This window comes from Lysinibacillus sp. A4 (assembly GCF_024919535.1).
In the GTDB taxonomy this organism is placed as follows: Bacteria; Bacillota; Bacilli; order Bacillales_A; family Planococcaceae; genus Lysinibacillus; species Lysinibacillus capsici.
Window position 1 is genome coordinate 265,775 of sequence record NZ_JANWTB010000004.1, and the last position, 23,415, is coordinate 289,189.

The 23,415-nt window shown below is 38.6% G+C and carries 24 protein-coding genes and 1 riboswitch; of the genes, 8 read left to right on the forward strand and 16 right to left on the reverse strand.

What is annotated here, in order from left to right:
* Nucleotides 1–61: 61 nt before the first annotated feature.
* From NY607_RS09980 to NY607_RS09995, 4 genes are read right to left on the reverse strand one after another with little or no spacing between them, the layout of a single operon-like run.
* Complete coding sequence (locus NY607_RS09980) at nt 62–415, reverse strand: YhjD family protein (RefSeq protein WP_009370358.1); 354 nt, start codon at nt 413–415, stop codon at nt 62–64.
* Nucleotides 399–734, reverse strand: a complete 336-nt coding sequence (locus NY607_RS09985; RefSeq protein ID WP_009370357.1) for a YolD-like family protein — start codon at nt 732–734, stop codon at nt 399–401. Before NY607_RS09985 ends, NY607_RS09980 begins: the two co-directional genes overlap by 17 nt.
* A gap of 12 nt (nt 735–746) precedes the next feature.
* Nucleotides 747–2,006, reverse strand: a complete 1,260-nt coding sequence (locus tag NY607_RS09990) for a Y-family DNA polymerase (protein ID WP_115673299.1) — start codon at nt 2,004–2,006, stop codon at nt 747–749.
* Nucleotides 2,003–2,224: a transcriptional regulator gene (locus NY607_RS09995; protein ID WP_048392481.1), complete on the reverse strand. Its 222-nt coding sequence runs from the start codon at nt 2,222–2,224 to the stop codon at nt 2,003–2,005. Before NY607_RS09995 ends, NY607_RS09990 begins: the two co-directional genes overlap by 4 nt.
* A gap of 240 nt (nt 2,225–2,464) precedes the next feature.
* On the opposite strand from NY607_RS09995, the gene NY607_RS10000 reads away from it, so the two are divergent.
* On the forward strand, nt 2,465–3,121 hold the full coding sequence (locus tag NY607_RS10000; RefSeq protein WP_348638180.1) for a cupin domain-containing protein: 657 nt from the start codon (nt 2,465–2,467) through the stop codon (nt 3,119–3,121).
* A gap of 97 nt (nt 3,122–3,218) precedes the next feature.
* Nucleotides 3,219–3,701, forward strand: coding sequence for a DUF3231 family protein (locus tag NY607_RS10005; RefSeq protein WP_259419607.1), 483 nt, complete (start codon nt 3,219–3,221; stop codon nt 3,699–3,701).
* A gap of 48 nt (nt 3,702–3,749) precedes the next feature.
* Here the strand turns inward: NY607_RS10005 and NY607_RS10010 are convergent, their stop codons facing one another.
* The 5 genes from NY607_RS10010 to NY607_RS10030 all read right to left on the reverse strand — a co-directional run bounded on the left by NY607_RS10010 (nt 3,750) and on the right by NY607_RS10030 (nt 10,481).
* Nucleotides 3,750–6,356, reverse strand: a complete 2,607-nt coding sequence (locus NY607_RS10010; protein ID WP_259419608.1) for a cation-translocating P-type ATPase — start codon at nt 6,354–6,356, stop codon at nt 3,750–3,752.
* A gap of 252 nt (nt 6,357–6,608) precedes the next feature.
* A complete protein-coding gene (locus tag NY607_RS10015; protein ID WP_036077226.1) occupies nt 6,609–7,799 on the reverse strand; it encodes an MFS transporter in 1,191 nt (396 codons plus the stop codon).
* Between the two features lie 73 nt (nt 7,800–7,872).
* A riboswitch (purine riboswitch) is annotated at nt 7,873–7,972 on the reverse strand.
* 400 nt (nt 7,973–8,372) lie between these two features.
* A complete protein-coding gene (lepB, locus tag NY607_RS10020) occupies nt 8,373–8,933 on the reverse strand; it encodes a signal peptidase I (RefSeq protein WP_016995536.1) in 561 nt (186 codons plus the stop codon).
* Between the two features lie 150 nt (nt 8,934–9,083).
* A complete protein-coding gene (locus NY607_RS10025; RefSeq protein WP_259419609.1) occupies nt 9,084–9,194 on the reverse strand; it encodes a transcriptional regulator in 111 nt (36 codons plus the stop codon).
* 351 nt (nt 9,195–9,545) lie between these two features.
* On the reverse strand, nt 9,546–10,481 hold the full coding sequence (locus NY607_RS10030; RefSeq protein WP_259419610.1) for an LCP family glycopolymer transferase: 936 nt from the start codon (nt 10,479–10,481) through the stop codon (nt 9,546–9,548).
* A 293-nt stretch (nt 10,482–10,774) separates the two neighbouring features.
* Here NY607_RS10030 and NY607_RS10035 point away from each other — a divergent pair, with 293 nt between their 5' ends.
* Complete coding sequence (locus NY607_RS10035) at nt 10,775–11,863, forward strand: M24 family metallopeptidase (RefSeq protein ID WP_259419611.1); 1,089 nt, start codon at nt 10,775–10,777, stop codon at nt 11,861–11,863.
* A 14-nt stretch (nt 11,864–11,877) separates the two neighbouring features.
* The gene (locus NY607_RS10040) at nt 11,878–13,077 is read left to right on the forward strand and encodes an aminotransferase class V-fold PLP-dependent enzyme (protein WP_259419612.1); all 1,200 of its coding nucleotides are present in this window, start codon (nt 11,878–11,880) and stop codon (nt 13,075–13,077) included.
* A 27-nt stretch (nt 13,078–13,104) separates the two neighbouring features.
* Here NY607_RS10040 and NY607_RS10045 read toward each other — a convergent pair whose 3' ends face one another.
* The 5 genes from NY607_RS10045 to NY607_RS10065 all read right to left on the reverse strand — a co-directional run bounded on the left by NY607_RS10045 (nt 13,105) and on the right by NY607_RS10065 (nt 17,373).
* The gene (locus tag NY607_RS10045) at nt 13,105–13,878 is read right to left on the reverse strand and encodes an IclR family transcriptional regulator (protein ID WP_131521432.1); all 774 of its coding nucleotides are present in this window, start codon (nt 13,876–13,878) and stop codon (nt 13,105–13,107) included.
* Nucleotides 13,879–14,492: 614 nt separating this feature from the next.
* On the reverse strand, nt 14,493–14,921 hold the full coding sequence (locus NY607_RS10050) for a MarR family winged helix-turn-helix transcriptional regulator (protein ID WP_259419613.1): 429 nt from the start codon (nt 14,919–14,921) through the stop codon (nt 14,493–14,495).
* Nucleotides 14,922–14,946: 25 nt separating this feature from the next.
* Nucleotides 14,947–15,702: an SDR family NAD(P)-dependent oxidoreductase gene (locus NY607_RS10055; RefSeq protein WP_036077242.1), complete on the reverse strand. Its 756-nt coding sequence runs from the start codon at nt 15,700–15,702 to the stop codon at nt 14,947–14,949.
* 173 nt (nt 15,703–15,875) lie between these two features.
* A complete protein-coding gene (locus NY607_RS10060; RefSeq protein ID WP_259419614.1) occupies nt 15,876–16,877 on the reverse strand; it encodes an anti sigma factor C-terminal domain-containing protein in 1,002 nt (333 codons plus the stop codon).
* Nucleotides 16,870–17,373 (reverse strand): RNA polymerase sigma factor, encoded by a 504-nt coding sequence (locus NY607_RS10065; protein WP_259419615.1) that lies wholly within the window; start codon nt 17,371–17,373, stop codon nt 16,870–16,872. Before NY607_RS10065 ends, NY607_RS10060 begins: the two co-directional genes overlap by 8 nt.
* A gap of 195 nt (nt 17,374–17,568) precedes the next feature.
* Between NY607_RS10065 and NY607_RS10070 the strand changes: the two genes are divergently transcribed.
* Nucleotides 17,569–17,937, forward strand: a complete 369-nt coding sequence (locus NY607_RS10070) for a hypothetical protein (protein ID WP_259419616.1) — start codon at nt 17,569–17,571, stop codon at nt 17,935–17,937.
* A 42-nt stretch (nt 17,938–17,979) separates the two neighbouring features.
* Here NY607_RS10070 and NY607_RS10075 read toward each other — a convergent pair whose 3' ends face one another.
* Both NY607_RS10075 and NY607_RS10080 read right to left on the reverse strand, forming a co-directional pair.
* Nucleotides 17,980–19,713, reverse strand: a complete 1,734-nt coding sequence (locus tag NY607_RS10075) for an ABC transporter ATP-binding protein (RefSeq protein WP_259419617.1) — start codon at nt 19,711–19,713, stop codon at nt 17,980–17,982.
* On the reverse strand, nt 19,710–21,452 hold the full coding sequence (locus NY607_RS10080) for an ABC transporter ATP-binding protein (RefSeq protein WP_115673309.1): 1,743 nt from the start codon (nt 21,450–21,452) through the stop codon (nt 19,710–19,712). Before NY607_RS10080 ends, NY607_RS10075 begins: the two co-directional genes overlap by 4 nt.
* Before the next feature lie 884 nt (nt 21,453–22,336).
* On the opposite strand from NY607_RS10080, the gene crcB (NY607_RS10085) reads away from it, so the two are divergent.
* The 3 genes from crcB (NY607_RS10085) to NY607_RS10095 are packed head-to-tail and all read left to right on the forward strand — an operon-like array spanning nt 22,337 to nt 23,390.
* Nucleotides 22,337–22,702: a fluoride efflux transporter CrcB gene (gene crcB / locus NY607_RS10085; protein WP_131521435.1), complete on the forward strand. Its 366-nt coding sequence runs from the start codon at nt 22,337–22,339 to the stop codon at nt 22,700–22,702.
* The gene (gene crcB, locus NY607_RS10090) at nt 22,699–23,028 is read left to right on the forward strand and encodes a fluoride efflux transporter CrcB (RefSeq protein WP_131521436.1); all 330 of its coding nucleotides are present in this window, start codon (nt 22,699–22,701) and stop codon (nt 23,026–23,028) included. Before crcB (NY607_RS10085) ends, crcB (NY607_RS10090) begins: the two co-directional genes overlap by 4 nt.
* Before the next feature lie 14 nt (nt 23,029–23,042).
* Nucleotides 23,043–23,390 carry a hypothetical protein gene (locus NY607_RS10095; protein WP_048392463.1) on the forward strand — a complete coding sequence of 116 codons (348 nt, stop codon included), beginning with the start codon at nt 23,043–23,045 and terminating at the stop codon, nt 23,388–23,390.
* The last annotated feature ends 25 nt before the right edge of the window (nt 23,391–23,415 follow it).

Consider the following 23,415-nt stretch of genomic DNA (forward strand, 5'->3'; position numbering starts at 1 on the left):
AGCCGCCAAAAGCTGACCACTCCTGTCATCAGCTTTTGGCTTTTTCGTCGTAGACGTAAGCCTAGGCATTGTGTAAATGTTTATTCATTAGCTCTTCGACTTGTGTTTTTAACGCTTGATTGGCATAGCGTAGTACCTCATCATTGCCTGCGGTAGCCACCTGCACATCACTAAAATAATCATCAATTCGATGCCAGCCAACTAATCGTATTTTTTGTTGGGCGAGCTGACGTTTTAATTGAAAATAATCTTTGTGTAGCTGCTTTAATAAAGCATCCATAGCAGGTAAAAATACACGCTTCATCTTAAAATGCTCCGCCACTGTTAGATCGTGCTGTAAGGATTTCACAGCTAAATCAAGCAGCAAATATTGATGTAATAATCGTCGTTGCTCTCCATTAATCACATCCATCATCTTCTATACGAGCAGCATAAATGTATCTTAACGGGATGTGCTTCGTTGTGGTAATGGTTTCTAGTAGCAGCTGGTCCTCGTTCATCGCTTGAATGGTACCTCCCCATTGCACATAGTTACCATGTTCCCATATAGTTAACATAATATAGTTATGCTGTGTGAATGCTTGTGTGATTATTTGCTGTAATTCTTCAAGCTCCCATTCAGCATGTTCCCGAGGCAACTCTGTCAACACCTCTTGTTTCCATGCCTTCAAAAGCATTAAATGCTCTGGTAGCATCATCGCTGTCCATTTCATCGTTCCTCTATCTCTTATCATTTTTTCCACTCCTTATGCTAAATGCCCGCCCACTAAGCGATTCCGTGAAATAGCTGTACCAGCGCTGGTATAGGAGGCTGCGCGTAATAAGGCCACCACTCCATATTTTCTACGAATCGCATCCATGACATGACCAATGACCTGTCGCTGGTCCTTACGCTCATCAAATAAATCAAGCTGAATACTACGCTCTGCCTCTAAATTTGTCAGTCTAACAGATAATTGACGCGCTGGCTCACCCGCAAAATGCTCATCTAGTAAGTCCAGACAAGTCTGATACATAACAAGGGTCTCATTGGTTGGAATTTCGATGGTTCTTGAGCGATGGAACCCCTTCGTCATCGCATTGCGACTGTAAGAGAGCCCCAAGCTAACAGTCCGCCCGACATAGCCTGCTTCCCGTGTACGTCGCATCACATCCTCACACATTTCTAGGAGTACAACTGCAATATCCTTTCGTGTGTGATAATCCTTCATGAGCATTTGGCCCTTCCCAAAGCTTAATGCCGCATTGTTCACCAATGGCTCACCTAATGTGGAGAGATCAATGCCCCATGCATGGTAATAGTATTGATTACCCATAATACCAAAGCGCTTTTCTAATTCGGCTAAATCGGCATGGGCTAATCCACCGACCGTTTGAATACCCATCGCATTTAAATTGGCTGCCATCTGTTTCCCAATCCCCCACATATCAGATAAAGGACGCACTGGCCAAAGCTTTGTTGGGACATCGGCATAGGTCCATTTGGCAAAGCCTGTTTTTTTTGCCTCTAAATCTAATGCTAATTTAGCCATCAACATGTTTGGTCCCATACCAATGGCGGACGGAATGCGAAACTTTTCATAAATGTCTTCCTGAATCAATTTGGCTACCTGCTCAGGCGAACCCCAAAGTTGCTCTGTGCCTGTTAGATCTATAAAGCTTTCATCCACACTATAAACATGGATCGCCTCTGGAGGGACATATTGTGCAATCAGACGCGTAATGGCCATGGACATCTCTAGAAAAAAGGACATTTTTGGTTCAAACAACTTAATATCTGGATGTTTGGGAATTTCATAACGCCGATTCCCTGTTTTAATGTTAAATTTTTCTTTCATCACTGGTGATGCAGCCAGCACAATACTGCCAGGTTGTTCAAAATTACCGATGATAGCAATTGGATCTGTCAGCACATCTAGCCCTTCTAGCATGGCAATACAGCTTGCATAAAAGCACTTCATATCAATACAAAAAATATCTTTCTGTGGGAAGTCGTTGTAATTCATATCACCTCAGACTCCCGTTGGAGAATGGGCAGAAGTGCTAGAACATTGTTAATATGAAACGTACGCTTCGCTAGCCTTGTAAAACAAAAGGCGGTAAAGGAATCACCTTTAATATGGATGATTTTCACGCGCCTTTTCGTAATGGCACCTGATTTCGCTATATACATCATGTGAACGATTTGGTGACGATGCATGGCTTTTATCAACTGTTCTTTCATGTTGAATGCTCCTTTACTGACCCTGTTTGCGTTCATGTTGAACAGCGTTTTTGATAACTAAGAACAAACGTTTGTGTTTTTATTATACGCACGTATGTTCTGAAATAGAAGTGGTAATTTTAGCTAATTTTTTATCCAGACAGAGGCTGACTGTAGCTAGGCATTTGTGTAAGTCTAGAAGTACCTAAAACATAATCTATGATGATGAATAGCTCAATTTATATGAGAAAGGATGTAAGTATCAGCTCAAATATCGATTATAGCTCCCCTTCTGCAGCGTTCACTTTTGATGTCAATAAAAGTACGCTTTTTAAAAAAGACTCCCGAAATTACATTAATATTCTCGGTGTGGAACAATTAAATACATTAGAAAATACATCTTTGCTTGATATTTTTTTAAGTAAAGACAATGTCATCGAGCCACATTACCATCAAAATGCTGCAGAGCTTGTCTATTGTATTGCAGGAGCAGCAACGGTTTCTCTATTGAATCCCTTTACCAAGAAAATTCAAAACTATCCTATCAAGCCTGGGCAGGTTGCGAATGTACCACAGGGCTGGTGGCATTATGAAGTAGCCACAGAAGATGACACGCATCTACTTGCTATTTTTGATGCGCCAACGCCAGAGGTCATTTTAGGCTCTGATATCTTAAAATTCACACCAGCCAATATTATGGCCCATACGTATTGTTTAGATGAAGAACAATGGAAGAAAACGATTGCACCGATTGTTCCTACGACTTATATCGGACCAGCAAAAGGCTGCAATCGTGTCCAATCAGCAACCGATCAAGCCCCTTATAAACCAACCATGCCACAGCAATATATGAAACCATGTCCATACCCTTATCCCTATCGTTACCCTCCTATGTACCCTTATGGCACCTACTATTAGCGACCTCTTATACATTTTTTATTGTAAAAGATGAATAGAATGTCATTTACTGCTACATCCTAATCTTAAATCAACCTAAGAGTTAGGAAGTGTCAGGATGACAATGATAAATGAAAATCTAGCATCGCTACGATTTAAGGAGGTTTTCAAGCTTTGGTCACAGCTTGGGATCAATCAAGGCTATATTGCTTCCAGTCATGCTTTTTTTAAGCATACGCGTGATAAAAACTTAAAAATCCTTACATTGGAATTTATTCAATGTTTAAAAGAGGAAAATAAACAGCTAACACTGCTATTAAAGGAAAACGGTGTGCTGGCACCAACAGCATCAATAGAATACAGTAAAATGAAAATAACGGATATTCGTGGGAAATCTTTCATTAATGATGGCGAAGTAAGTGCTATTTTATCGATGAATATTGCCTCTTCTTTGATTGCCGTAAGCCAAGCTTTAGAGCTGGCAGTAAAGAAAACACATCTAACCAAATATAGTGAACTCCATATGCGTTATGCGCTACTTGGAGCGAGATTGATTGACCTAAGTAAGAGTAAAGGCTGGTTATTAGCCTCTACACACTAAAAAGAAGCCTCCGTTTTAATAACTAACGGAAGCTCCTTTTTTTAATCTTTATCGATTTCTCACGAACAGTAGCTTATACCATTGATTGACTAGGAATGGTAACACCGATAGGCTATAAATAAAGCCTAGCTGTGCTGGTGTTAATGGAGCTACCTCAAAGACCGTTGTAAGCATCGGCATAAATAAGACCATGTGTAAACTTAGCACACCAATGATAAAGGCGAACCACGTATATTTATTCGAAAATACACCAATCGCAAAGATGGATTGTTTGGATCGAGAATTAAAGCCATGCACTAACCTTGACAAGCATAGTGTTGTAAAGGCCATCGTGCTTGCTGTTAACGTATCGCCTGTCGATAAACCGATTTGAAACGCAATAATGGTGGAGATGGCAATTAATATCCCTTCAAGCACAACTTGTGTGGTAAAGGCTTTATTTAATAAAGGGGTATGAATGTTTCTAGGCTTGTCCTTCATTGTTTTCTTATTATTTGGCTCTAAACCGATGGCAATAGCAGGCAGACTATCTGTTAATAAGTTGATGAATAGTAGATGGACAGGTGCGAAAGGAACAGGTAAGCCCAGAACCGTTGCATATAACACGACAAAAATAGCGCCTGCATTTCCAGATAATAAGAACAGAATAGCATTTTTAATATTTGTATAGATGCTACGACCATTGGCAATTGCCTTGACAATCGTTGAAAAATTATCATCCGTTAAAATCATGGATGAGGCATCTTTTGCAACCTCTGTGCCTGTCACGCCCATAGCCACCCCAATATCTGCTTGCTTCAGAGCAGGTCCATCATTGACACCATCTCCTGTCATGGCCACAACATGTCCTTTATCCTGCCATGCTTTAACAATTCGAATTTTTTGGGCTGGTGTAACACGGGCATACACAGAATAATCCTGTACTTTCTCTTGCAGCTCTTGATCAGTTAAGCCTTCGAGCGCATGTCCCTCTATAGCTTCAGCTGGATTTTTCAAAATACCAATTTGTTCGGCGATCGCGGTTGCTGTAATTTTATGGTCACCTGTAATCATGACGGGCTTAATGCCTGCCTTTATGCAGCTTTCCACAGCCTCTTTCGACTCTTTTCTTGGCGGGTCCATCATCGCTACTAAGCCGACGAAGATTAAATCTCGTTCCGCTCGTGGATCGACTTTTTGTAGAGGCAATACCTCCTTATAAGCAATGGCTAACACCCTTAAGCCATTCATAGAAAAATCACGGTTCACCGCCTCGATTTTCTGGCGATGCTGCGGGGTTATCTCAAAAATACCTGTTGATGTTTTGATTCGCGTTACTTTTGGCAAGAGTACATCCAGAGCCCCTTTGGTAATCATGATGGATTGCTTGTCCATCTGATTGACAGTGCTCATGAGCTTCCTCGCCGAATCAAATGGAATTTCAGCCAGTCTTGGATATTGCTCACGTATATTCAATTCATCTAAACCATATTGTTTCCCCAATTTCACAAGCGCAATTTCTGTAGGATCACCAATTTCTTTCTGCTCGCGCTCGACAGCGTCACTACATAAAAGCGCTTTTACCATTAGCTCTTTTTCCACTGGGTTCGTTGGATTAAGCCAATCATGGGGAATCTTCTTCTGATCTACAAAAACTTCCTGTACCACCATTTTATTTTCTGTTAAAGTACCTGTTTTATCAGAGCAAATGACCGATACACTCCCCAAGCTTTCCACAGCATAAAGCTTGCGAATAATCGCATTTTCCTTCGCCATCTTTTGGGTGCCAAAAGCTAATACGATCGTCACGATGGAACTCAAAGCCTCGGGGATAGCCGCAACGGCAAGAGATACGGCAAACATAAAGGACTCTACTAAGGCTCGTCCTCGGATAAGGTCAATCGTAAAGATTGCTAAACAAATCAGCGTAATCCCTAAGGCTAACTTTTCACCGAATTGATCGAGACTAATTTGTAATGGTGTTTTCTTTTCCTTGGCTGTATCGAGTAAATTCGCAATTTTTCCGATTTCCGTCTGCATCCCAATTGCCGTAACCATCACGATGCCACGTCCATTGGTCACAAAGCTTCCTGAGTACACCATATTTTTTTTATCCGCAATGGTGATATTGTTTTTTCGAATAGGGTCTGTGCTTTTTGCCACAGCTATCGATTCACCTGTAAGAGAGCTTTCGTTGATGTGTAAATTATGGCTTTCTAGTAGTCTTCCATCCGCATTAATATAATCTCCCGCCTCCAACATCAGAAGATCCCCTACCACAATTTCTTCAGAAGGAATTTCTACTAGTCGATTATTGCGCATGACCTTGGCAATGGGAGAGGTCAATGCTTTCAGATTATCTAATGATTGCTCTGCCTTGACATGCTGCACTGTACCTAAAATGGCATTTAAAATAACCACAATCATGATTACAATGGTGCTTTCTACTTCTCCTAGTAGAAAGGAAACGAAGGCAGCAACAAGTAAAATGATGACCAATAAATCTTTGAATTGGCCCATAAAAACAGCCAACGTACTTGTTTTTTTCCCTTCCTCTAATACATTATAGCCATAGACCTGTTGCCTCTTTTGGACGTCATCATCAGTCAAACCTTGCGTGGTGACGTTCAATATCTTCATGACTTCAGCAGATGATTGTTGATGATATTCAGTCATTGGATTCTCCTTCCATTTACAAGATTTGAAAGTCTCCTACTATTCTTAAAAAATAATATTCGCTCTTAAAATCTCAAACTACTCAAATCTGTAAATTCATTAACTACAACAATCTATTCCATAGATAATTAGAGTATGCTAAGAAACCATAGAGAAATTAATTTTGGAAAGTGTACGAAAATAGATTCATGCAAACCAATTTAAAAAGGTATTGGGACGGCTTTCCCAATACCTTTCATGGCGATTGTTCGATTATGAATGATGGTGTGCTGATTGATAATCTACGTGCTGCTCCTGTCTAAGAGGTGCTCTTTTAATAGAAAAGATCGCGCAGCCTAAGGCACACAGAACTAGAATCGTACCGAAGCTAGCGAGGTGCATTACAGACCCTGTCCATGCAAACATTGCGCCACCAACTGCTGATCCGATAGAAATACCAATTTGTAGAGCAGCTGTATTTAGGCTTTGCTGAATATCCGATGATTGAGGATCCGCCTGAATTAAGTAATTTTGTAATGGCGGTGTCAGTGCCCAGCTCAATGCACCCCATAAAACCGTAAACACTAAAAACAGTGGAAGGGCAATAATTGTATAAGGAATACTGAATAAGACAATGGCAAAGGCTGAGACAATTAAAATAATGGCTTTACTTGTACCAATTTTATCACTCACCCAGCCACCTACAGCATTCCCACTAACAGAGGCAATACCAAAGATTAAGTAACAAATACTAACCCATGAAGCACTCATATCAAATGCCTCTACTAAAAATGGTGTTAAATAGGCGTACAGCATGTAATGACCAGCTAGCATAAACAGGGTAGTTAACTGTGCTGTCAGGATTTTCAAATTCGCCAGGGATTTGATTTGCGCCTTGAGTGGCACTACTTCTCCAATTGGCATTTTTTCAAGTAATAGGGCAATTAATATCATGGAAATCGTTGACAGTACACTAATACCTAAAAATACAGCCCGCCAACCAAACGCTTCTGTAATAAAAATACCCATTGGCACACCGATCACAAGTGCAGAACTTACGCCCATAAAAACAAGCCCTAATGCTTTAGCACGATGGCGAGGCTCTACAATTTTAGTTGTAATCGTTAATGATAAAACAATTACTAACGCTGTACTCATAGCTGTGAAAATACGCGCAATTAGTACAATGATGAACGTTGTACTAAAGAAGGTCATTAGATTCCCTAACGTAAAAATAAATAAAGAAATAAGGAATAAGCGCTTCCGCTCCACCTTGGCTGTCAAGGAAAGTAGAACAGGCGCAGAAATCGCATAAACAAGTGCAAAAATAGTAATTAATTGTCCCGCTGTCGCTAAAGATACATTTAAATCCTCTGCAATATTAGGCAGTATTCCGCCAACAATTAATTCAACTAACCCTACTGCAAAGGTAGTCACAGCAAGAATATAAACTCTCCAATTCATCGTAATCTCCCCTTCGTTACACGCTCATTTTTGTAGGAGATTGTTTTAAAACAAAATAAAAAATCCTAACTACAAAAATGAAGCAAAGTTTTGTAGTCAGGATTTTATGGTTCCTGGTAGAGACCCTCAATCCATATTATTGAGGTTATACAGATCAAATATTTACTCTAGCTATAGTAGCACATCAAAATTTCATTGACAATAGCTTTTTTTCATAGAATTCATTGCATCTAAAAATCTTTTTGGTAAGAGAAAATTTCGATTTTCTGCTTATATTTCGACGAATTTGACCATATATATAAACATACAATAACTATTTTACGAGGTGATTGTTTGCGTATAGTAGGATTTGTCTGCTATTTTTTAATACTATTTTATGGCGTAGAATTAGTAGAAGAAGCGTTCACAAATGAAGAACCAGCAATGCAATCTCCCATGAAAAGTAAGTCATCGCCCATCAAGGAAACCGTTGAAAATCCAAGGATTTGTGTCTATTATCCCACTTATAAAAGCTGTACCGATTTACCCCAACAATAAAAAAGAGGCTACTCAATGGAGTGACCTCTTTTTTCATCATTTTGAGCCAATATGAAAATGACTAAATGGATATAGGATTAATTTTGATTCACCAAACACTGCATCCTCTGAAATTAAACCATAATGGCGACTGTCACTACTTTTTAGGCGATTGTCACCAAGCACAAAATACATGCCCTCTGGCACTTCTTTTTCATTCACTAATTGCTCCAATGTAAAGTTTTCCGTAATGCGCAATTGATTAGGATCATCCGTTTGACGGTTCACATAATCTTCTTTGTATGCTTTGCCATTGACGTACAATACATCGTCTTTCATTTCCACTTTATCCCCTGGAAGACCAATGACACGTTTAATATATAACTCATCTTCGACAGGAGATTGGAAAACAATTTGATCGAAACGCTCGATTTTACTTGTTTTGCTTACAATAATAATATCCTTATCGTGATAAGTCGGATACATGGATGCTCCCTGCACTTTAATCGGCGCAAATAAAAATTGCTTACAGCCAAAAACAACAACAGCTGTAATGACAATAATTTTGATGTAGGATAATATTTCTTTTTTTAGATTGGATGTTTTTTCCGCTTGCATGCTCATTCCCCGATACTGTTTTTTTTAATAGTATAACATTTTCTCACTATTATTGACGAATGAATCACACAAATTGTTTCCTATTCATAGAAAAATAGACAAGGCTACAAAGTAACATTGTCTAGAAATTGATATTTTGCTGTTTCATCGTTATGAATGGTTAGTTTGTGTAGCAGAGTGATGCTGCTCGTTTAATAAATTTACTGCTAATACGATACCCACTGGTAATGCAAATGCTAATAAAATTGTGCCTATAATCATCACAATCACTCCTTTAACCATTTCTAATGTCAGTATACACTTAATTTTCTGATATTTCAAGAAATATCGAAAAAAGATGAATAACAGCAAAAAAATCATTCAACTAGGCATGCACCCTACCTGAATGATTTTTTATCCCTTATATAAATAATTTTAAACATAATACTTGTAGGCCTCTAATTGCTGATTGGACTGGATTTTTTCGCACTTTACGTTTAGGTACATAGCTTTGCATGCAATGATTCAGCGCTGTATACCTCAGCACCTGGGTCCTCCCATTCATTCATCTCCCTCCCCTCGTGGCCAAAAAGTTAACAACTAATATGCGACATTTGTAAGCAACTTGCTTACTTACTTTTTTAAATGGTTTTGTAAATCTGTTTGTATTTTTTGAAGCTCTGCCTCATTCGGAATATAGTACCAAATGCGGTTAATCCTTTCACCTTCGCCCTCTTCAAACGATAACTGCTCAATATCCTTATCCATTTTTTTATAAATACCTTGTAGCTGAATAAGGTCCTTCACTGAAAAATTCATGCGAACATTGTCGCCTAGTACATTCAACATATCGGTTGCTTTTAATAATGTTGATGGTGTGGAGGCTTTTTTCATCACCGCTTCAATGATTTGACGTTGTCGAATTTGGCGTCCAAAATCACCGCGAGGATCTTCATAACGAATACGAGAAAAAATAAGGGCCTCATTACCATCTAATGTGATTTCTCCCTTTGGATAATGATAGTCGTCAAAGGTTAAATCCATATCATTATCGATTGTTACGCCACCCAGCGTATCAATAATTTGTAAAAAACCCTCCATATTAATAAACACATAATAATCAATGGGTATATTTAAAAAATTTTCGACCGTATCCACAGCCATCGGGACGCCTCCAAAGGCATAGGCATGATTAATCTTATCTACCGTATCATGACCAACGATTTCTGTTCGAGTATCACGGGGTATACTAAGCATTTTCATCGTCTGCTTTTCAGGATTTACAGTGATTACAATCATGGTATCGGAACGACCACTATCATCTTTTCGTTCATCGACCCCAAGCATTAGAACTGAAAAAGGATCTTTTTTAATCACTGTTTTTTCTTCTGGTTGTGCTGCATCTGTTGTTTGAATAAGTGGTGTATTTATTTTATTCATAGTTTTTTGGATGGTAAAGTAGGCAGTACCTAAAAAAATCAAAAAAATTGCTAATAGGCTACCAACAATCCACAGCCATAATTTTTTCTTGCTCTTTTTCTCTTTTGAGCGTTTCATGTTTTTTTCCATACATAAGTCCTTTCTTGCTTAACAATTTTGCCCCTCTTTTTGACGTATTAAGTTGGAAAAAAGTTTATCTAGTCTACTTATATGCATAATGAACGAAAAAAAGACGTACACTAGTATTTACTAAATTTACAGCATACTATTCCCTCATTTGTCAATTATCTACCTTTTACATTCATTTCCCTCTATCAAAATGATGCTATCCTAATTTATTGAAAATTCATTATTGTTGATATATACTATTTTTTTAGATACAACGTCTCTATAATAGAAACGTTTTTAGGAGGAATCACTCAATGTTTCAAAAAAGAAGAGAGCAGCTTGTTTCCCGTATGCAACAACAGTCAATTGATGTAGCAGTACTAGTGCCAGGGTCAAACATGTATTATTTTACAGGTCTCCAGTTAAAGCAAAGTGAACGCCTAACAGTAGCCGCTATTACTGCTCATCATCAATTATACTTTCTCGTTCCACAAGTAGAATTAACAAAAATAGACGTAAGTTATGGTGGGACAATCTTATCCTATTCGGATGAGGAAGGACCTACACAGGCCATCCAGCAACTAAAAAAAGAACTAGCAACAGCGCAGACACTTGGCGTTGAGTTTGACACCATGCGCGTGAAGGAGCAGAAAGCTATCGAAAGCCTTACATATGACAATTTATGTGATATCGGTGAAACCATTCGTGATATACGTATGGAAAAAGATGAACACGAAATAGCCCTCATGCGTCAGGCTGTACAGATTGTCGAAGAAAGTCTTGCAGCCACATTACCGATTATTCAAGCGGGTATTTCAGAAATGGAAGTCGCAGCCCAATTAGAATATGAAATGAGACGACGTGGATCAGAGGGAACACCTTTTGGAACCATTGTTGCTTCTGGTTATCGAGGTGCGCTTCCTCATGGTAGAGCGAGCACGAAGAAAATAGAGACAGGTGAATTAATCGTCATAGATTTTGGCGCGATTTATAAGGGGTATGTGGCGGATATGACTAGAACGGTTGCTTTAGGAGAAGTTTCTCCAACGCTCAAAACAATTTATAGCGTTGTGAAGCAAGCAAATGAAACAGCCATAGCAGCCATAAAACCGGGCATGACAGCTCATGCCATTGATGATCTGGCAAGAGGCATTATTCGCGATGCTGGCTATGGCGATTATTTCACACACCGACTTGGCCACGGCATTGGTTTAAGCGCACATGAAGAGCCTTATATGATGCAGCGGAATCAACTGGTGTTAAAGCCAGGCATGGCCTTTACCGTGGAGCCAGGTATCTATGTGCAGGATGTTGGTGGTGTTCGTATTGAGGATAATTTAATTGTTACAGAAGATGGTTACGAAAATTTAATGACCTATTCGAAAGAATTAATCATTTTATAAGGTTGGTGTGTACAATGATCGATATGAGGAAAATACAACAGGATATGCCGCTACTTGAACACTATATATATCTAAACACAGCTGCTGCATCTGCCATGCCACAGCCAGTCGTGGATGCAATGACTAGCTATCTCCAAAAACAAGCAAGTATTGGTCCCTACCTGCCCTCTTTTCGTCAAGAAACGTATGCGCAAGTAGAGCGTATTCGAGAAAAAGCCGCATTGTTCATCGGCGCAATAAAAGAGGAAATTGCCTTTATGCCAAACGGTTCAGTGGCGATTAATTATGTCGCTGGAGGCTTGCAATGGAAACAGGGGGATGAGGTTATAGTGCTCGACACAGAAATGTTGAGTAACTATGTGCCTTGGCTTGCCCTTCAGCAGCAAGGGGTTCAGCTGAAAGTGTTAAAAACCAATGATGAATATATGGTAGATTTATATGCACTTGAGCAACTCATCACACCACAAACAAAATTGATTGCCTTTGCCCATATGTCCAATGCTGCTGGGGCACTCCAGCCTGCCAAAGAAATATGTCAGCTAGCCCAGCAACACAATGTACTAACATTGATGAATGCCAATCAAACACTTGGTTTAACACCAATGAATGTTGCCGAGCTTGGCTGTGACTTTCTAGTTGCATGTGGACGAAAATGGCTACGCGGCCCTGAAGGATCAGGTATTTTATATGTACGAGAAGCACTCATTCCAACATTGACGCCTATTATGATTGGCTGGGGCAGCACCCAGTGGGATTATCAGAACAATGCCTATTCATTTTTAGAAACAGCTAAACGTTTTGAGCCAGGTTGTCCGATCATTCCAAGTATTTTCGGATTAGGGGCAGCTATTGATTATGCGAACAATATTGGTATCCACCACATATATGATCGTGTAAAGCAGCTAACAAACTATTTAATTGAACAGCTTGCCACCATTCCAGGCATTGTCTTATATGGTCCTCAAAATAGTGCTCATCGATTATCGATTACGCCGTTTAACATTGAAGGGCTGTCACCAGATGAGCTAACCAATGCTTTAGCAGACCAAGGGGTCATCATTGAAGCTGGCACATTTATGGCGAATACCATTATGGAACGCAATCAGATTACTAAAATGGCACGTTTTTCACCACACTATTTTAATACGTTTGAAGAAATCGACACAGCTGTATCCATCATGAGAGAAATCCAAGCAAAGGCTCAAGATAGTTAATGTCTATCTTGAGCCTCTTTTTCATGCTTATTCATGATATAATTTAAAGCTGTATTGATCGAAATACCGTTGAATATTCATCGCTCCATATTGAAGAACATTCACCATATCAGGTAACTTCTCCTCTGTTGGCTTACGATAAATAGGGCCAGCAATTGTTAAAGAGGCAATGACTTCTTTTTTACTATTAAAAAGAGGTACACCTAGCCCAAATACTGAATGAGAGTACTCTCCTGTTGAAAAGCACCAGCCTTGTTGTTGTATTTTTTCTAAATCGGCTAACATTTCAGCAGGGTCAGTAATGGTTTCAGGAGTTAATCTTTTCATCCCATGCTCCATAATCTCCTTTTTTCTCTCTTCAGGTAGATAAGCCATGATGACTTTACAAGATGCCCCGATATGTAGTGGTGTCCGCGTGCCAATCGACACTGAAAACTTAATGGTTTGAGAGCTCTCAGCTATTTCTACTGTGACACCATCTGTTCCATCCAGCCATGTTAAAAATACGGATTCTTTGATGGTATCTGCAAGGTTGATCATAATTGGTAAAACAAAGTCAGAAAGATTTAATTTATCTTTAACCATCTGGCCATATTCTAGAAAGCGAAGCCCTAATTCATATTTTTTTGTCTCAGGATTTTGAATAAGAAAGCCTTGTTTTTCGAAGGTTGCTAAAATCCGATAAATAATGGAGTGACTAATATCCATCTCTTTTGCTAGCTCACGAACACCCCATGTAGGATTTTCCTTATTAAAATATTTCAGTACCTCCAATGAGTTATCTAATGTTTTTAATGTCATTTCACACCTCAAATGTCTCTATAATAGAACCGTATTTTGATTATAGAATGAAGACGGACAATTTTCAATAAATTCAACTATTTTACAATTAGATTTTAAATGAACTATTTCATTTCAAGCAGTTCCTATGGACATTCGTATTGTGCTGAGCATGGCTATCACCTAAAAAAGGAAAGCTATCCGCTGGAATCCTCTTTTTATCCGTCACATTTTGAGTTTTATCCGCCAGTTTGGACACTCTATCCACTTAGAGCCATTCTATCACGCAAAAAAGGAAGGCTATCCGCCAGAATCCTCTTTTTATCCGTCACATTTTGAGTTTTATCCACCAGTTTGGGCATTCTATCCACTTAGAGACATTCTATCACGCAAAAAAAGGAAGGCTATCCGCTAGATTCCTCTTTTTATCCGTCACATTTTGAGTTTTATCCGCCAGTTTGGGTATTCTATCCACTTAGAGACATTCTATCACGCAAAAAAAGGAAGGCTATCCGCCAGATTCCTCTTTTTATCCGTCACATTTTGAGTTTTATCCGCCAGTTAACGTACCCAATCCGCCTCAACAATGAAAAATCAACCCACCTCTTAAAAGGTAGGTTGATTTTTTTACATGGTTATTTCTGCTGGATACCCTGTACTAATTTTTCTTGAATCCGCAAGTATTGGGCAATTTCCTCATCATCTAATACTTCAAAAAGCTGTACAAAGACCTCTTTTCCGATAGATTGAGCCTTTGCTAAAGCGCTTTGACCCTCGTTTGTAATTTGTAAGCGAATGGTGCGACGGTCGGATGGATCATATAGTCTTTCTGCTAATCCAAGCTTGACCAGCTTTTCGGCAATGCTCGTCATAGCACCTTTTGTATAGCCGATTGTCTCAGCTAATTCGGCTTGTTTTTGAGGGCCTTTGACATGTAGCTCATTTAAAACTAAAATTGGTGAAATTCCTAAAGGATATGGGAACGCTTTTGTAAAACGTATAATATTCGCATTGTTCACCTGTTCAATCATATGAATCAGTTTAAAAATATTTGTCTGTTTCAAAAAAATCCTCCTCAAACGCTGAGAATTAATGAAGCATTAGTGAGCCTCCATCCACCATAATCGTTTGACCTGTAATGTATTGAGAATCGTCAGAAGCTAAGAAAACAGCTACTCGACCAATATCTTGCTCAATATCACCAAAACGGCCTAACGGGATTTTACTTCTCACCGCTTCATAATACTCTGGCTGTGCTTTTGCCCATGCTTGTACACCTGGTGAATCAGCAAGCGGACTAATGATATTGACATTAATACCAAAACGTCCCCATTCATTTGCGGCAACACGGGAAATACCACGAATGGCTTCCTTGGCAGCGGCATAAGCAGCCTGTGTTTCATGACCTTGAATGCCTGCTCCAGATGCAAAGTTAATAATATTACCCTTAGTTTCTTTTAAATGCGGTAGGGCTGCTTGCATTAAATAGAAGGTTGGATAAAAACCTGTTCCAAATGACAAATCAAGATCTGCTTGTGTAGTTTCTTCTATTGTAACTTGTTTAGCAGCATGAGCGTTATTAACTAGCACATCTAGTTTACCGTATTTTTCTACGACTGTATCAATAATTTTTGGTAATTGGTCGCGTTCCATTAGATTAGCCTGTAAAAACATAGACTTCGGAGACATTTCTTGTAATTCTTTTGCCATTGCCTCGCCTGCTTCTGCATTTAAGTCAACAATTGTAACAATCGCTCCTTCCTTTACCATAGCTTTTGCCATTCCACTACCAATACCACCTGCACCACCAGTAATGATGACCACTTTGTTTTGTAGTTTACCCATTGCAACAACATCTCCTTCTTGTTTATCTGTTAATAGTTTAACATTAAACTATTTAATTTTAAACTAAATTGTTTCCGATAAAAGAGCCTATTCTGGAGAAGGGTTCATCCAAAATAAGCTTTTCTAAAATTGATCTTTCTACATGTTTGTGCCGATTACTCTTTTCCTTCGCTCTATTTCTGATTTGATATTACACCAAATATAGACCCTTTAATGTAGGTTTGTCCTTGTAAAGACTGCAATTGCTCTGGAGTACCAGTTACGACAGCCCCAGTTATTTTCACATCACTTTTCTCCAGGGTTCCATTTTCCCCTACTAAAGCTTGATAAACCTGGTTTGTTTTCCAATCAAAGTTCTTGCTTTTACGCAGAAGCTCAATGTTTCGAATAAAGGTCTCAACCTCATCATTTGAAGTGCGTCGGGGTTTTGGTTTGGATTGCTCTGATTGGAAGCCATAAATGTATGGATCATTGGCTGAAATCGTATTCTGTCCTTGTTTAAAAAAATCTAGTGTATCATCTGTATAGGCATCCACCCACCACCAATCTACTTGTACTTCAGAAGGTAGCTTGCTTTTAATTTCCCTAAAACTATAGGCATCATTAAAGGAAATAGCTAATTCTACTAAAGTATTTTTCTCCAATTGATGCAGTTCACTAATATTATCTTGATAATGGTCGTAGGAAATCCTTGGATGATAAAAAAACATTTCTCGGTCACCTGTGTAGTCATTAAACCGTTCGAATTGATATGTTTCAGCCAGTGATTCTGAACCTTCTATTTGGATGGGGCTAGAAATGGCCGTTCGTGTAAGCGTTCCAAATAAATTATAATCGCTTTTGATAGGCTTCCAAATATATGGCCGATGCTGCTCTCCAAGCACCTTATAGGTTGTTGTTGTTATTTTCCCTCCCAGCAAATAATCGTCATAAACCTGATTACTAATTTGGACATTGGGCGCACTTATTTCGTTAAATAAATGAATATCATCCATTACTTTTTGCGCACTATTTAACGATAAAGCCCTCAGCCCATACCATAATGCTATTAGCACAATTGGTATAACGACCAATGTAATCCCAATCATTTTGACTGTTGACCAAAACCTTGCCTTTCTCATTATTTTTTTCGTTTGTTTATCATCAAACAAAAATTCATTTTCTTCCTTATTCATCATGAACATCCTCCTTAAATCGTTCAGTAAATTCTTCCCTAGCACGTCTGACATGTGTTTTTAGTGTGTTTTCATTCTTATTCATCAGGGCTGAAATTTCCTTATACGATAATCCCAGCTCATATTTCAGGATTAATAATTCCTGATGTAAAATGGATAGTGTTTCGAGTGTATTGTGGATATCCTTTAATTTTTCTTTCTTTAGCATCTGGATCTCAGGAATATGAATGAATGAAGTCAATTGAACTTCCTCTAATTCTATTGTGGGATGACGTGTTTCTTTTCTCTTGAGATCATAAAATTGATTGGTTGCTACACGATATAACCAGCTCATTACTTTGTCTGACTGAATTCCATTTTTATGTAATAAAAATTTATAACATGTATCTTGGACGATATCTTCTGCATCCTCATGGGCTAATCCCCGTTTTCTCAAATAACGATATAGCAGCGTTCCCGCCTGCTGTAGAAATGCATTCATTGATTGCTTTAACATGTCCACCTCCCTTCTGCCTATACAACGCAGAACTCCATGAAAAGTTTACATATTACAAAAAGTTCCCATTAAATATTTTAGTTTAATGAAAACCAACTACATTTATTTTCAAATACATACAAGCATCTTTTTAATTTGACAAGAATATACTGTAGCAGCTAGCTAAAATCACTTTCAAGAAAGGAGTTGTGGATAATGGGTGCTAAATGGATAAAGGTTTCAGTCTTTTATTTATTGATTGTTTTTGCTTTTGGCCTGTTTATGCATTATACGGTTCAACTTCAATGGAAAGCGACACATGCTCATATTGGTGTGGTAGGTTGGCTGACTACTGGATTCATTGGTTTAATTTATTCGATTTATAAAAATGCTGCGGAGACAGGTCTCGCCAAAGCACAGTTCTGGCTTTACAATCTCGGTTTACCCTTCCTTTTTGTTGGCATGATGATGGTGTATTGGGATGTACCACGCTGGTTATTTGAGCTTTTCGTGTCTGGTGGTGGTATTGCTGTAGCGCTGTCTGCCCTGTTATTCTTTGTCAATGTCTTCAAATATGTAAGATAAATAGAAAAGCCCCGCTTCAGTTGAAGTGGGGCTTTTAAGCTATTATTGTAAGGAGTTCGCCTGCATTTGATACATCTTGTCATAAATTCCGCCAAGCGCTAGCAGTTCATCATGCGTGCCGTTTTCTACAATTTTTCCTCGATCAAGGACAAGAATACGATCTGCATTTTTAATCGTAGAAAGTCGATGGGCAATAATAAACGTTGTTCGTCCTTTTTTCAGGACATCCATCGCATGCTGAATAATTTCTTCCGTTTCCGTATCAATATTCGATGTCGCTTCATCCAATATTAAAATGGCTGGATCAAACGCCAGGGCGCGTGCAAATGAAATCAACTGACGTTGTCCTGAAGATAATGTGCTGCCCTTCTCAATAACTGGCTCCTCATAGCCATTTGGTAAATTAGCTAAAACACGTTCCCCCCCGACAGCATTTAAGGAAGCTTCTATTTTCTCGTGAGAGATGCGCGGATTGTTTAAGCTAACATTGGATGCAATCGTACCCGTAAATAAGTAAGGGTCCTGTAGCACAATACCCATATGTTCACGCATCGTTTGACGTGGAACAGAAGTAATATCAATGCCATCAATAGTTATCTTGCCTTTTGATGGGTCGTAGAAGCGGAATAACAAGTTCATAATGGAACTTTTCCCTGAACCTGTATGACCAACTAAGGCAATTGTTTCACCTTGATGTGCTTCAAATGACAGGTTTTTCAGCACATAGTCATTATCTTTATAGGCAAAGGAAACATCTTCGAAAACCACATTTCCTTTATATCGTGGGATGCTCTTTTCAGAAACAGGCTCACCATTCGTATCTAGCACCTCAAAGACACGTTTACCTGCAATGAGTGAACGCTCAAGCTGTGAAAACTGGTTCACAATATTCGTGATCGGATTAAATAGCTTTGTTAAGTAATCAACAAATGCATACAATGTCCCTGCTGTAATCACTTCAGTTGCTGTGAATGAGCGTGTACCAAAGTAGAAAATAAAGACCGTAAACATGATAAGTCTTAGCGTATTCACAAGGTTAAAGGATGTAGCTGAATCTAGCACCAGCAGCTTACGTTCATACGCATAATGCTCATTATTCATGTCATCAAATTCCTTCGTCATTTGCTGCTCACGACGGAACGCCTGAATAATTGTCATGCCCTGAATAGATTCGTTAATCATGGCATTAATATCTGCAATTTTTGTACGAATGACATCGTTATATTTAGAGGCAAATTTTCGATATAAAATCATCCACACATAAACAATTGGAATCATGGTTAAAGCAAGCATTGCCATTTTCCAATTTAAAATAAAGAGCGCTATATACACCCCAAAAATAGAAATGAAGCTCGTCACAAAATTGGATAGTACCTGTACATATAAATTCCGAACTGCCTCTGTATCATTTGTTACACGCGCAACAATTTTACCTGCTGGTAAATTGTCAAAGTATTGGATTGGTAAAGTTTGAATATGTTCAAAGACATCTTTACGTAATTTTTGGATGACGCGGTTCGCGCCAATTTGTAAATAAATATACATAAAATAACGTAATATGGCTGTTGCAATGGCTAATAGTAAATAAACAATGAGCAACCATGTAATCGGTTTGATTTCTATATGACCGATTGTCATGTAATTATCAATAATATGTTTCGCAATAAACGGTCCAACAAGCTCCGTGAATACGGCAATTGTTAGGAAGAATAAGCCTAATAATATCGGCTTTTTAAAATAACTCGCATAGCGCATTAAACGTTGACTCGTACTCATGAGGCACCTCCTTCTAGCTGCTGACGGTCAAATTGCTCTTTATACCATCCTTGTTGCGCAAGAAGTTCCTCATGTGTTCCCTGCTCTACAATTTGTCCATCATCCAGTACGATGATGACATCGGCATGCTGAATACCAGACAAGCGATGTGTCGTAATAATCGTCGTTTTACCTTGACGTTCACGCTGAATATTTTCAATAATTCTTGCCTCTGTCTTCGCGTCGACAGCGGAGAGTGAATCATCCAGCATTAAAATTTCAGGATCTTTAATTAAAGCACGAGCAATAGATACACGTTGTTTTTGACCACCTGAAAGAGAGACGCCCTTTTCTCCAACAAGTGTTTCAAGGCCCATTGGTAGATTGTCTAAATCCTTTTCAAAATACGCGGCACGTATCGCCTGCTGCAACTCTGCTTGTGTTGCATCTTCTTTCCCAAATAATATATTTTCACGAATAGTTCGTGAGAATAACACATGATCTTGTGGCACATAACCAATCCAATCAAGGATCTGCTCCTTCGTTTGAGCGGTAATATCGATACCGTCAATGGAAAGCTGTCCCTGACCGATTGGGTATTCTCGCAATAATTGGCGTAGGAAGGTTGTTTTACCTGCTCCCGTTTTACCAACAATGCCAAGCGTTTGGCCTTTTTTCAAGGAAAGTGAAATCTGCTGTAGGTTTTTCACCTGACTCATCGGATATTGGAATGTTAAGGCATCAAAGCCAATCGCATTTGGTGTCGCAATCATTTGTGGATTCGGAATATTTTGAACATCCGCCTCGTAGTTCAATGTTTCCTGCACGCGATCTAGTGAGGCATTCCCCTGCTGCATAACATTGATGAGCTCACCAATTGCAAATATTGGCCAAACAGCCAATCCTAAATAAACATTAAACGTGACCAGTTGCCCAACCGTCATCGCCTCAGTTGCCACTAAATGAGCCCCGTAACCAAGTGCTACAACATAGCTAATGCCTGTTCCGACTTTTGTAATCGGGCCAAATAAAGCATTGATTTTCGCTGTATGAATATTTTTCGCATACACAACTTCACTCATATCTGCAAAATTAGCCTCATCCTTTTTTTCCTGCACATAGGCACGCACCACTCGCACTCCTGCTACAGATTCTAGCACACTATCATTTAGTTCCCCAAAAGCATCTTGTGCCTTCATATATCGCTCATGAACAATTTTCCCTAAATATTGAATGAGGATCGCCATAATAGGAACTGGTAACATAGCAAAAAATGTAAGCTTCCACGAAATCATATAGCCCATCGCAAAAATGATAAAGCCCATATAAATCGTTGAATCAATCAACGTCATAATGCCAAAACCTGCTGTCGTGGATACGGCATTCAAGTCATTTGTTGCACGCGCCATCAGGTCACCGGTACGGTTTTTTTCATAAAATGTTGGGGTCATACGTAAAAAATGCTGCATTAAATTACGACGTAAAATTTTCTCAAGGTTGATAGCTCCTTCAAATAGTCGGAATTGCCACACAAAATTTAATAAATAGCCCCCAATAATAATCCCAATAAAAATCAAGACATATTTTGTTAAAATAGCTGGTGTCATTTCTCCTGCAGTCAATAGATCTATAATAGAACCGAGTAAATAGGGAGGGACAACCTCTAATCCACTGGCAACCATTAGTAGAACAATGGCCACCGTATATTGCTTCCAGTATTTTTTAAAGAACCAGCCTAATTTACTTAACACATCAAACATACATCATAACCTTCTTTCCTCCGTGCTGTTGTGGATGACTACCCACTTTCTAGAAATTCCTTTTTGAAAATCATTCTTCTAACTGTTTTTGTCATATACATACACTCCTTTTTTGTTTGCACTACAACCTTTTTTGCACAAAAAAAGACACATACCCTAAAAGAGTAAGTGTCTCTTATAAAAGGCAGGATAATTCCATACCTAGTTCTGCAATAGTAAATAAAGCGTTAGGCACGGACAATGTATGTAACTGTGATTGAATTTGATACTGATAAAATTAACATTGTCATGCCCTCCTTTAGTTTATTTGTTATAGTGTTCTTGAAGATTATCACACTATAGAAATATTTGTCAACTATCACCCTGTTATTTTTTATCATTTTCAGGAAATAGTTAGCGCTTTAAAGCATTGAAATGCTCTAAGGAATCAAGGGGAGAACATGCTTAAAATTACAGAGTTGTCTATAACCTTACAATAATTCTACGGCACAAACATTAACCTAAAGACTGAAATCCAAGGCTAGAGATTTTGATACCCAGTAGTAGACAAGAGAATATTCTTTTTGCGTCTGTTGCACTCCTTCCATATGCTTATCTCATCATCTTTATTTAGTTAATTATTATTTAGTTATTTATTATTTAGTAGTGTCGGGTTTTCCGTCAACGGCTTCACATAAGAGGAACAAAGAATTGTCCTTATAATAAAAGATATTTCATTTTCCACATATAATATTTCGAAATATTATTTCATGCGCATCTATAACTTTCTATACACTATATACATTTTAACAATCGATTTTGGGACATAACTTGAATTGAAATATTTCTAAAATTTTTGTCTCATGATACACTTTCATTATAGTCATTTTCAGTAAGGGGTTTTTATGTTGAGGTCATTTCTAGCCGTGGGAATTGGTGGAATTCTTGGTGCCATCTGTCGATATAGTCTGAGTCTCGCCGTTCCCAATACAGAAATATTTCCATTCACAACACTGTTTATTAATTTACTGGGCTGCTTTTGCTTAGCATGGCTTTTTACTTCATTTATAAAACGCACACCTATTGTACTAGGAGTAGGTACAGGGTTTTGTGGAGCTTTTACTACCTTTTCGACATTTTCCTTAGAGACACTATTACTCCTAGAAAATAGCGAGTGGCTACAGGCTGTACTCTATGTTACAGTGAGTGTTTTAGGTGGATTAGTTTGCACATGGCTGGGAATACGACTTGCTAGGGGGCGTATTGCATGATTTTAGTTGGAATTGGTGGATTTTTTGGCGCTCTTTCTAGATTTTATTTAGGAAAATTACTTGTACATCCCTATCCATGGGCGACTTTTATGATTAATTGTACAGGCTCCTTTGCGCTTGGTTTCTTATTTGCCCTACATCTTAGTGATTGGTTATGGCAATTAATGGGCATAGGTTTTTTAGGAGCCTACACAACTTTTTCTACTTTTGGATTTGAATGTCTACAGCTTATAGAACAACAAAAATGGAGACAAGCCATTAGCTATATTGCCAGTACCTTGCTAATTGGCGTACTTTGTGCAGCTATTGGTTATCTAGTCGTATAAAAGAGGGTGAACTAGTGACACAGCCGTCAAAAGAGTTATTGGAGGAATTAGAAGTTGAAATAGAGCAAACGCTCTATGCATTGATTGACCTAGAATTAGAGGAAAATTACGCTACCATGAATACACAATTTGCGCAATTACTTGCCAAGGTTCAGACAGCCCAGTTAATTAATTACAAGCTGGATGTTCTCGTTGAACCTCAAGCTTTTGCAACTGAAACTTGTATTCTTTTACAGAGCCTCATAGAAGCAAAGGCGAGACCAAATAAAAGGCATAAACTGTTAACACATCGCATGATTTTGAAGATATGGTTACGAAAAAATCAACGATTCATGAGGGAATTTCTACCTCAAATGTTTTAGGCGCCACTTGAAATTGCCAGGGCGC

Coding starts and splice junctions, on each gene's coding strand:
- NY607_RS10045 (WP_131521432.1), bottom strand. CDS start 13,878: ATGACATTAAAAACATTAGATAACTCATTGGAGGTACTGAAATATTTT.
- crcB (WP_131521435.1), top strand. CDS start 22,337: ATGTTGAGGTCATTTCTAGCCGTGGGAATTGGTGGAATTCTTGGTGCC.
- NY607_RS10060 (WP_259419614.1), bottom strand. CDS start 16,877: ATGAATAAGGAAGAAAATGAATTTTTGTTTGATGATAAACAAACGAAA.
- NY607_RS10040 (WP_259419612.1), top strand. CDS start 11,878: ATGATCGATATGAGGAAAATACAACAGGATATGCCGCTACTTGAACAC.
- NY607_RS10030 (WP_259419610.1), bottom strand. CDS start 10,481: ATGGAAAAAAACATGAAACGCTCAAAAGAGAAAAAGAGCAAGAAAAAA.
- NY607_RS10065 (WP_259419615.1), bottom strand. CDS start 17,373: ATGTTAAAGCAATCAATGAATGCATTTCTACAGCAGGCGGGAACGCTG.
- NY607_RS09995 (WP_048392481.1), bottom strand. CDS start 2,224: ATGAAAGAACAGTTGATAAAAGCCATGCATCGTCACCAAATCGTTCAC.
- crcB (WP_131521436.1), top strand. CDS start 22,699: ATGATTTTAGTTGGAATTGGTGGATTTTTTGGCGCTCTTTCTAGATTT.
- NY607_RS10010 (WP_259419608.1), bottom strand. CDS start 6,356: ATGACTGAATATCATCAACAATCATCTGCTGAAGTCATGAAGATATTG.
- NY607_RS10025 (WP_259419609.1), bottom strand. CDS start 9,194: ATGATTATAGGCACAATTTTATTAGCATTTGCATTACCAGTGGGTATC.
- NY607_RS09980 (WP_009370358.1), bottom strand. CDS start 415: ATGATGGATGTGATTAATGGAGAGCAACGACGATTATTACATCAATAT.
- NY607_RS09985 (WP_009370357.1), bottom strand. CDS start 734: ATGATAAGAGATAGAGGAACGATGAAATGGACAGCGATGATGCTACCA.
- NY607_RS10035 (WP_259419611.1), top strand. CDS start 10,775: ATGTTTCAAAAAAGAAGAGAGCAGCTTGTTTCCCGTATGCAACAACAG.
- NY607_RS09990 (WP_115673299.1), bottom strand. CDS start 2,006: ATGAATTACAACGACTTCCCACAGAAAGATATTTTTTGTATTGATATG.
- NY607_RS10055 (WP_036077242.1), bottom strand. CDS start 15,702: ATGGGTAAACTACAAAACAAAGTGGTCATCATTACTGGTGGTGCAGGT.
- NY607_RS10070 (WP_259419616.1), top strand. CDS start 17,569: ATGGGTGCTAAATGGATAAAGGTTTCAGTCTTTTATTTATTGATTGTT.
- NY607_RS10015 (WP_036077226.1), bottom strand. CDS start 7,799: ATGAATTGGAGAGTTTATATTCTTGCTGTGACTACCTTTGCAGTAGGG.
- NY607_RS10075 (WP_259419617.1), bottom strand. CDS start 19,713: ATGAGTACGAGTCAACGTTTAATGCGCTATGCGAGTTATTTTAAAAAG.
- lepB (WP_016995536.1), bottom strand. CDS start 8,933: ATGCAAGCGGAAAAAACATCCAATCTAAAAAAAGAAATATTATCCTAC.
- NY607_RS10005 (WP_259419607.1), top strand. CDS start 3,219: ATGACAATGATAAATGAAAATCTAGCATCGCTACGATTTAAGGAGGTT.
- NY607_RS10080 (WP_115673309.1), bottom strand. CDS start 21,452: ATGTTTGATGTGTTAAGTAAATTAGGCTGGTTCTTTAAAAAATACTGG.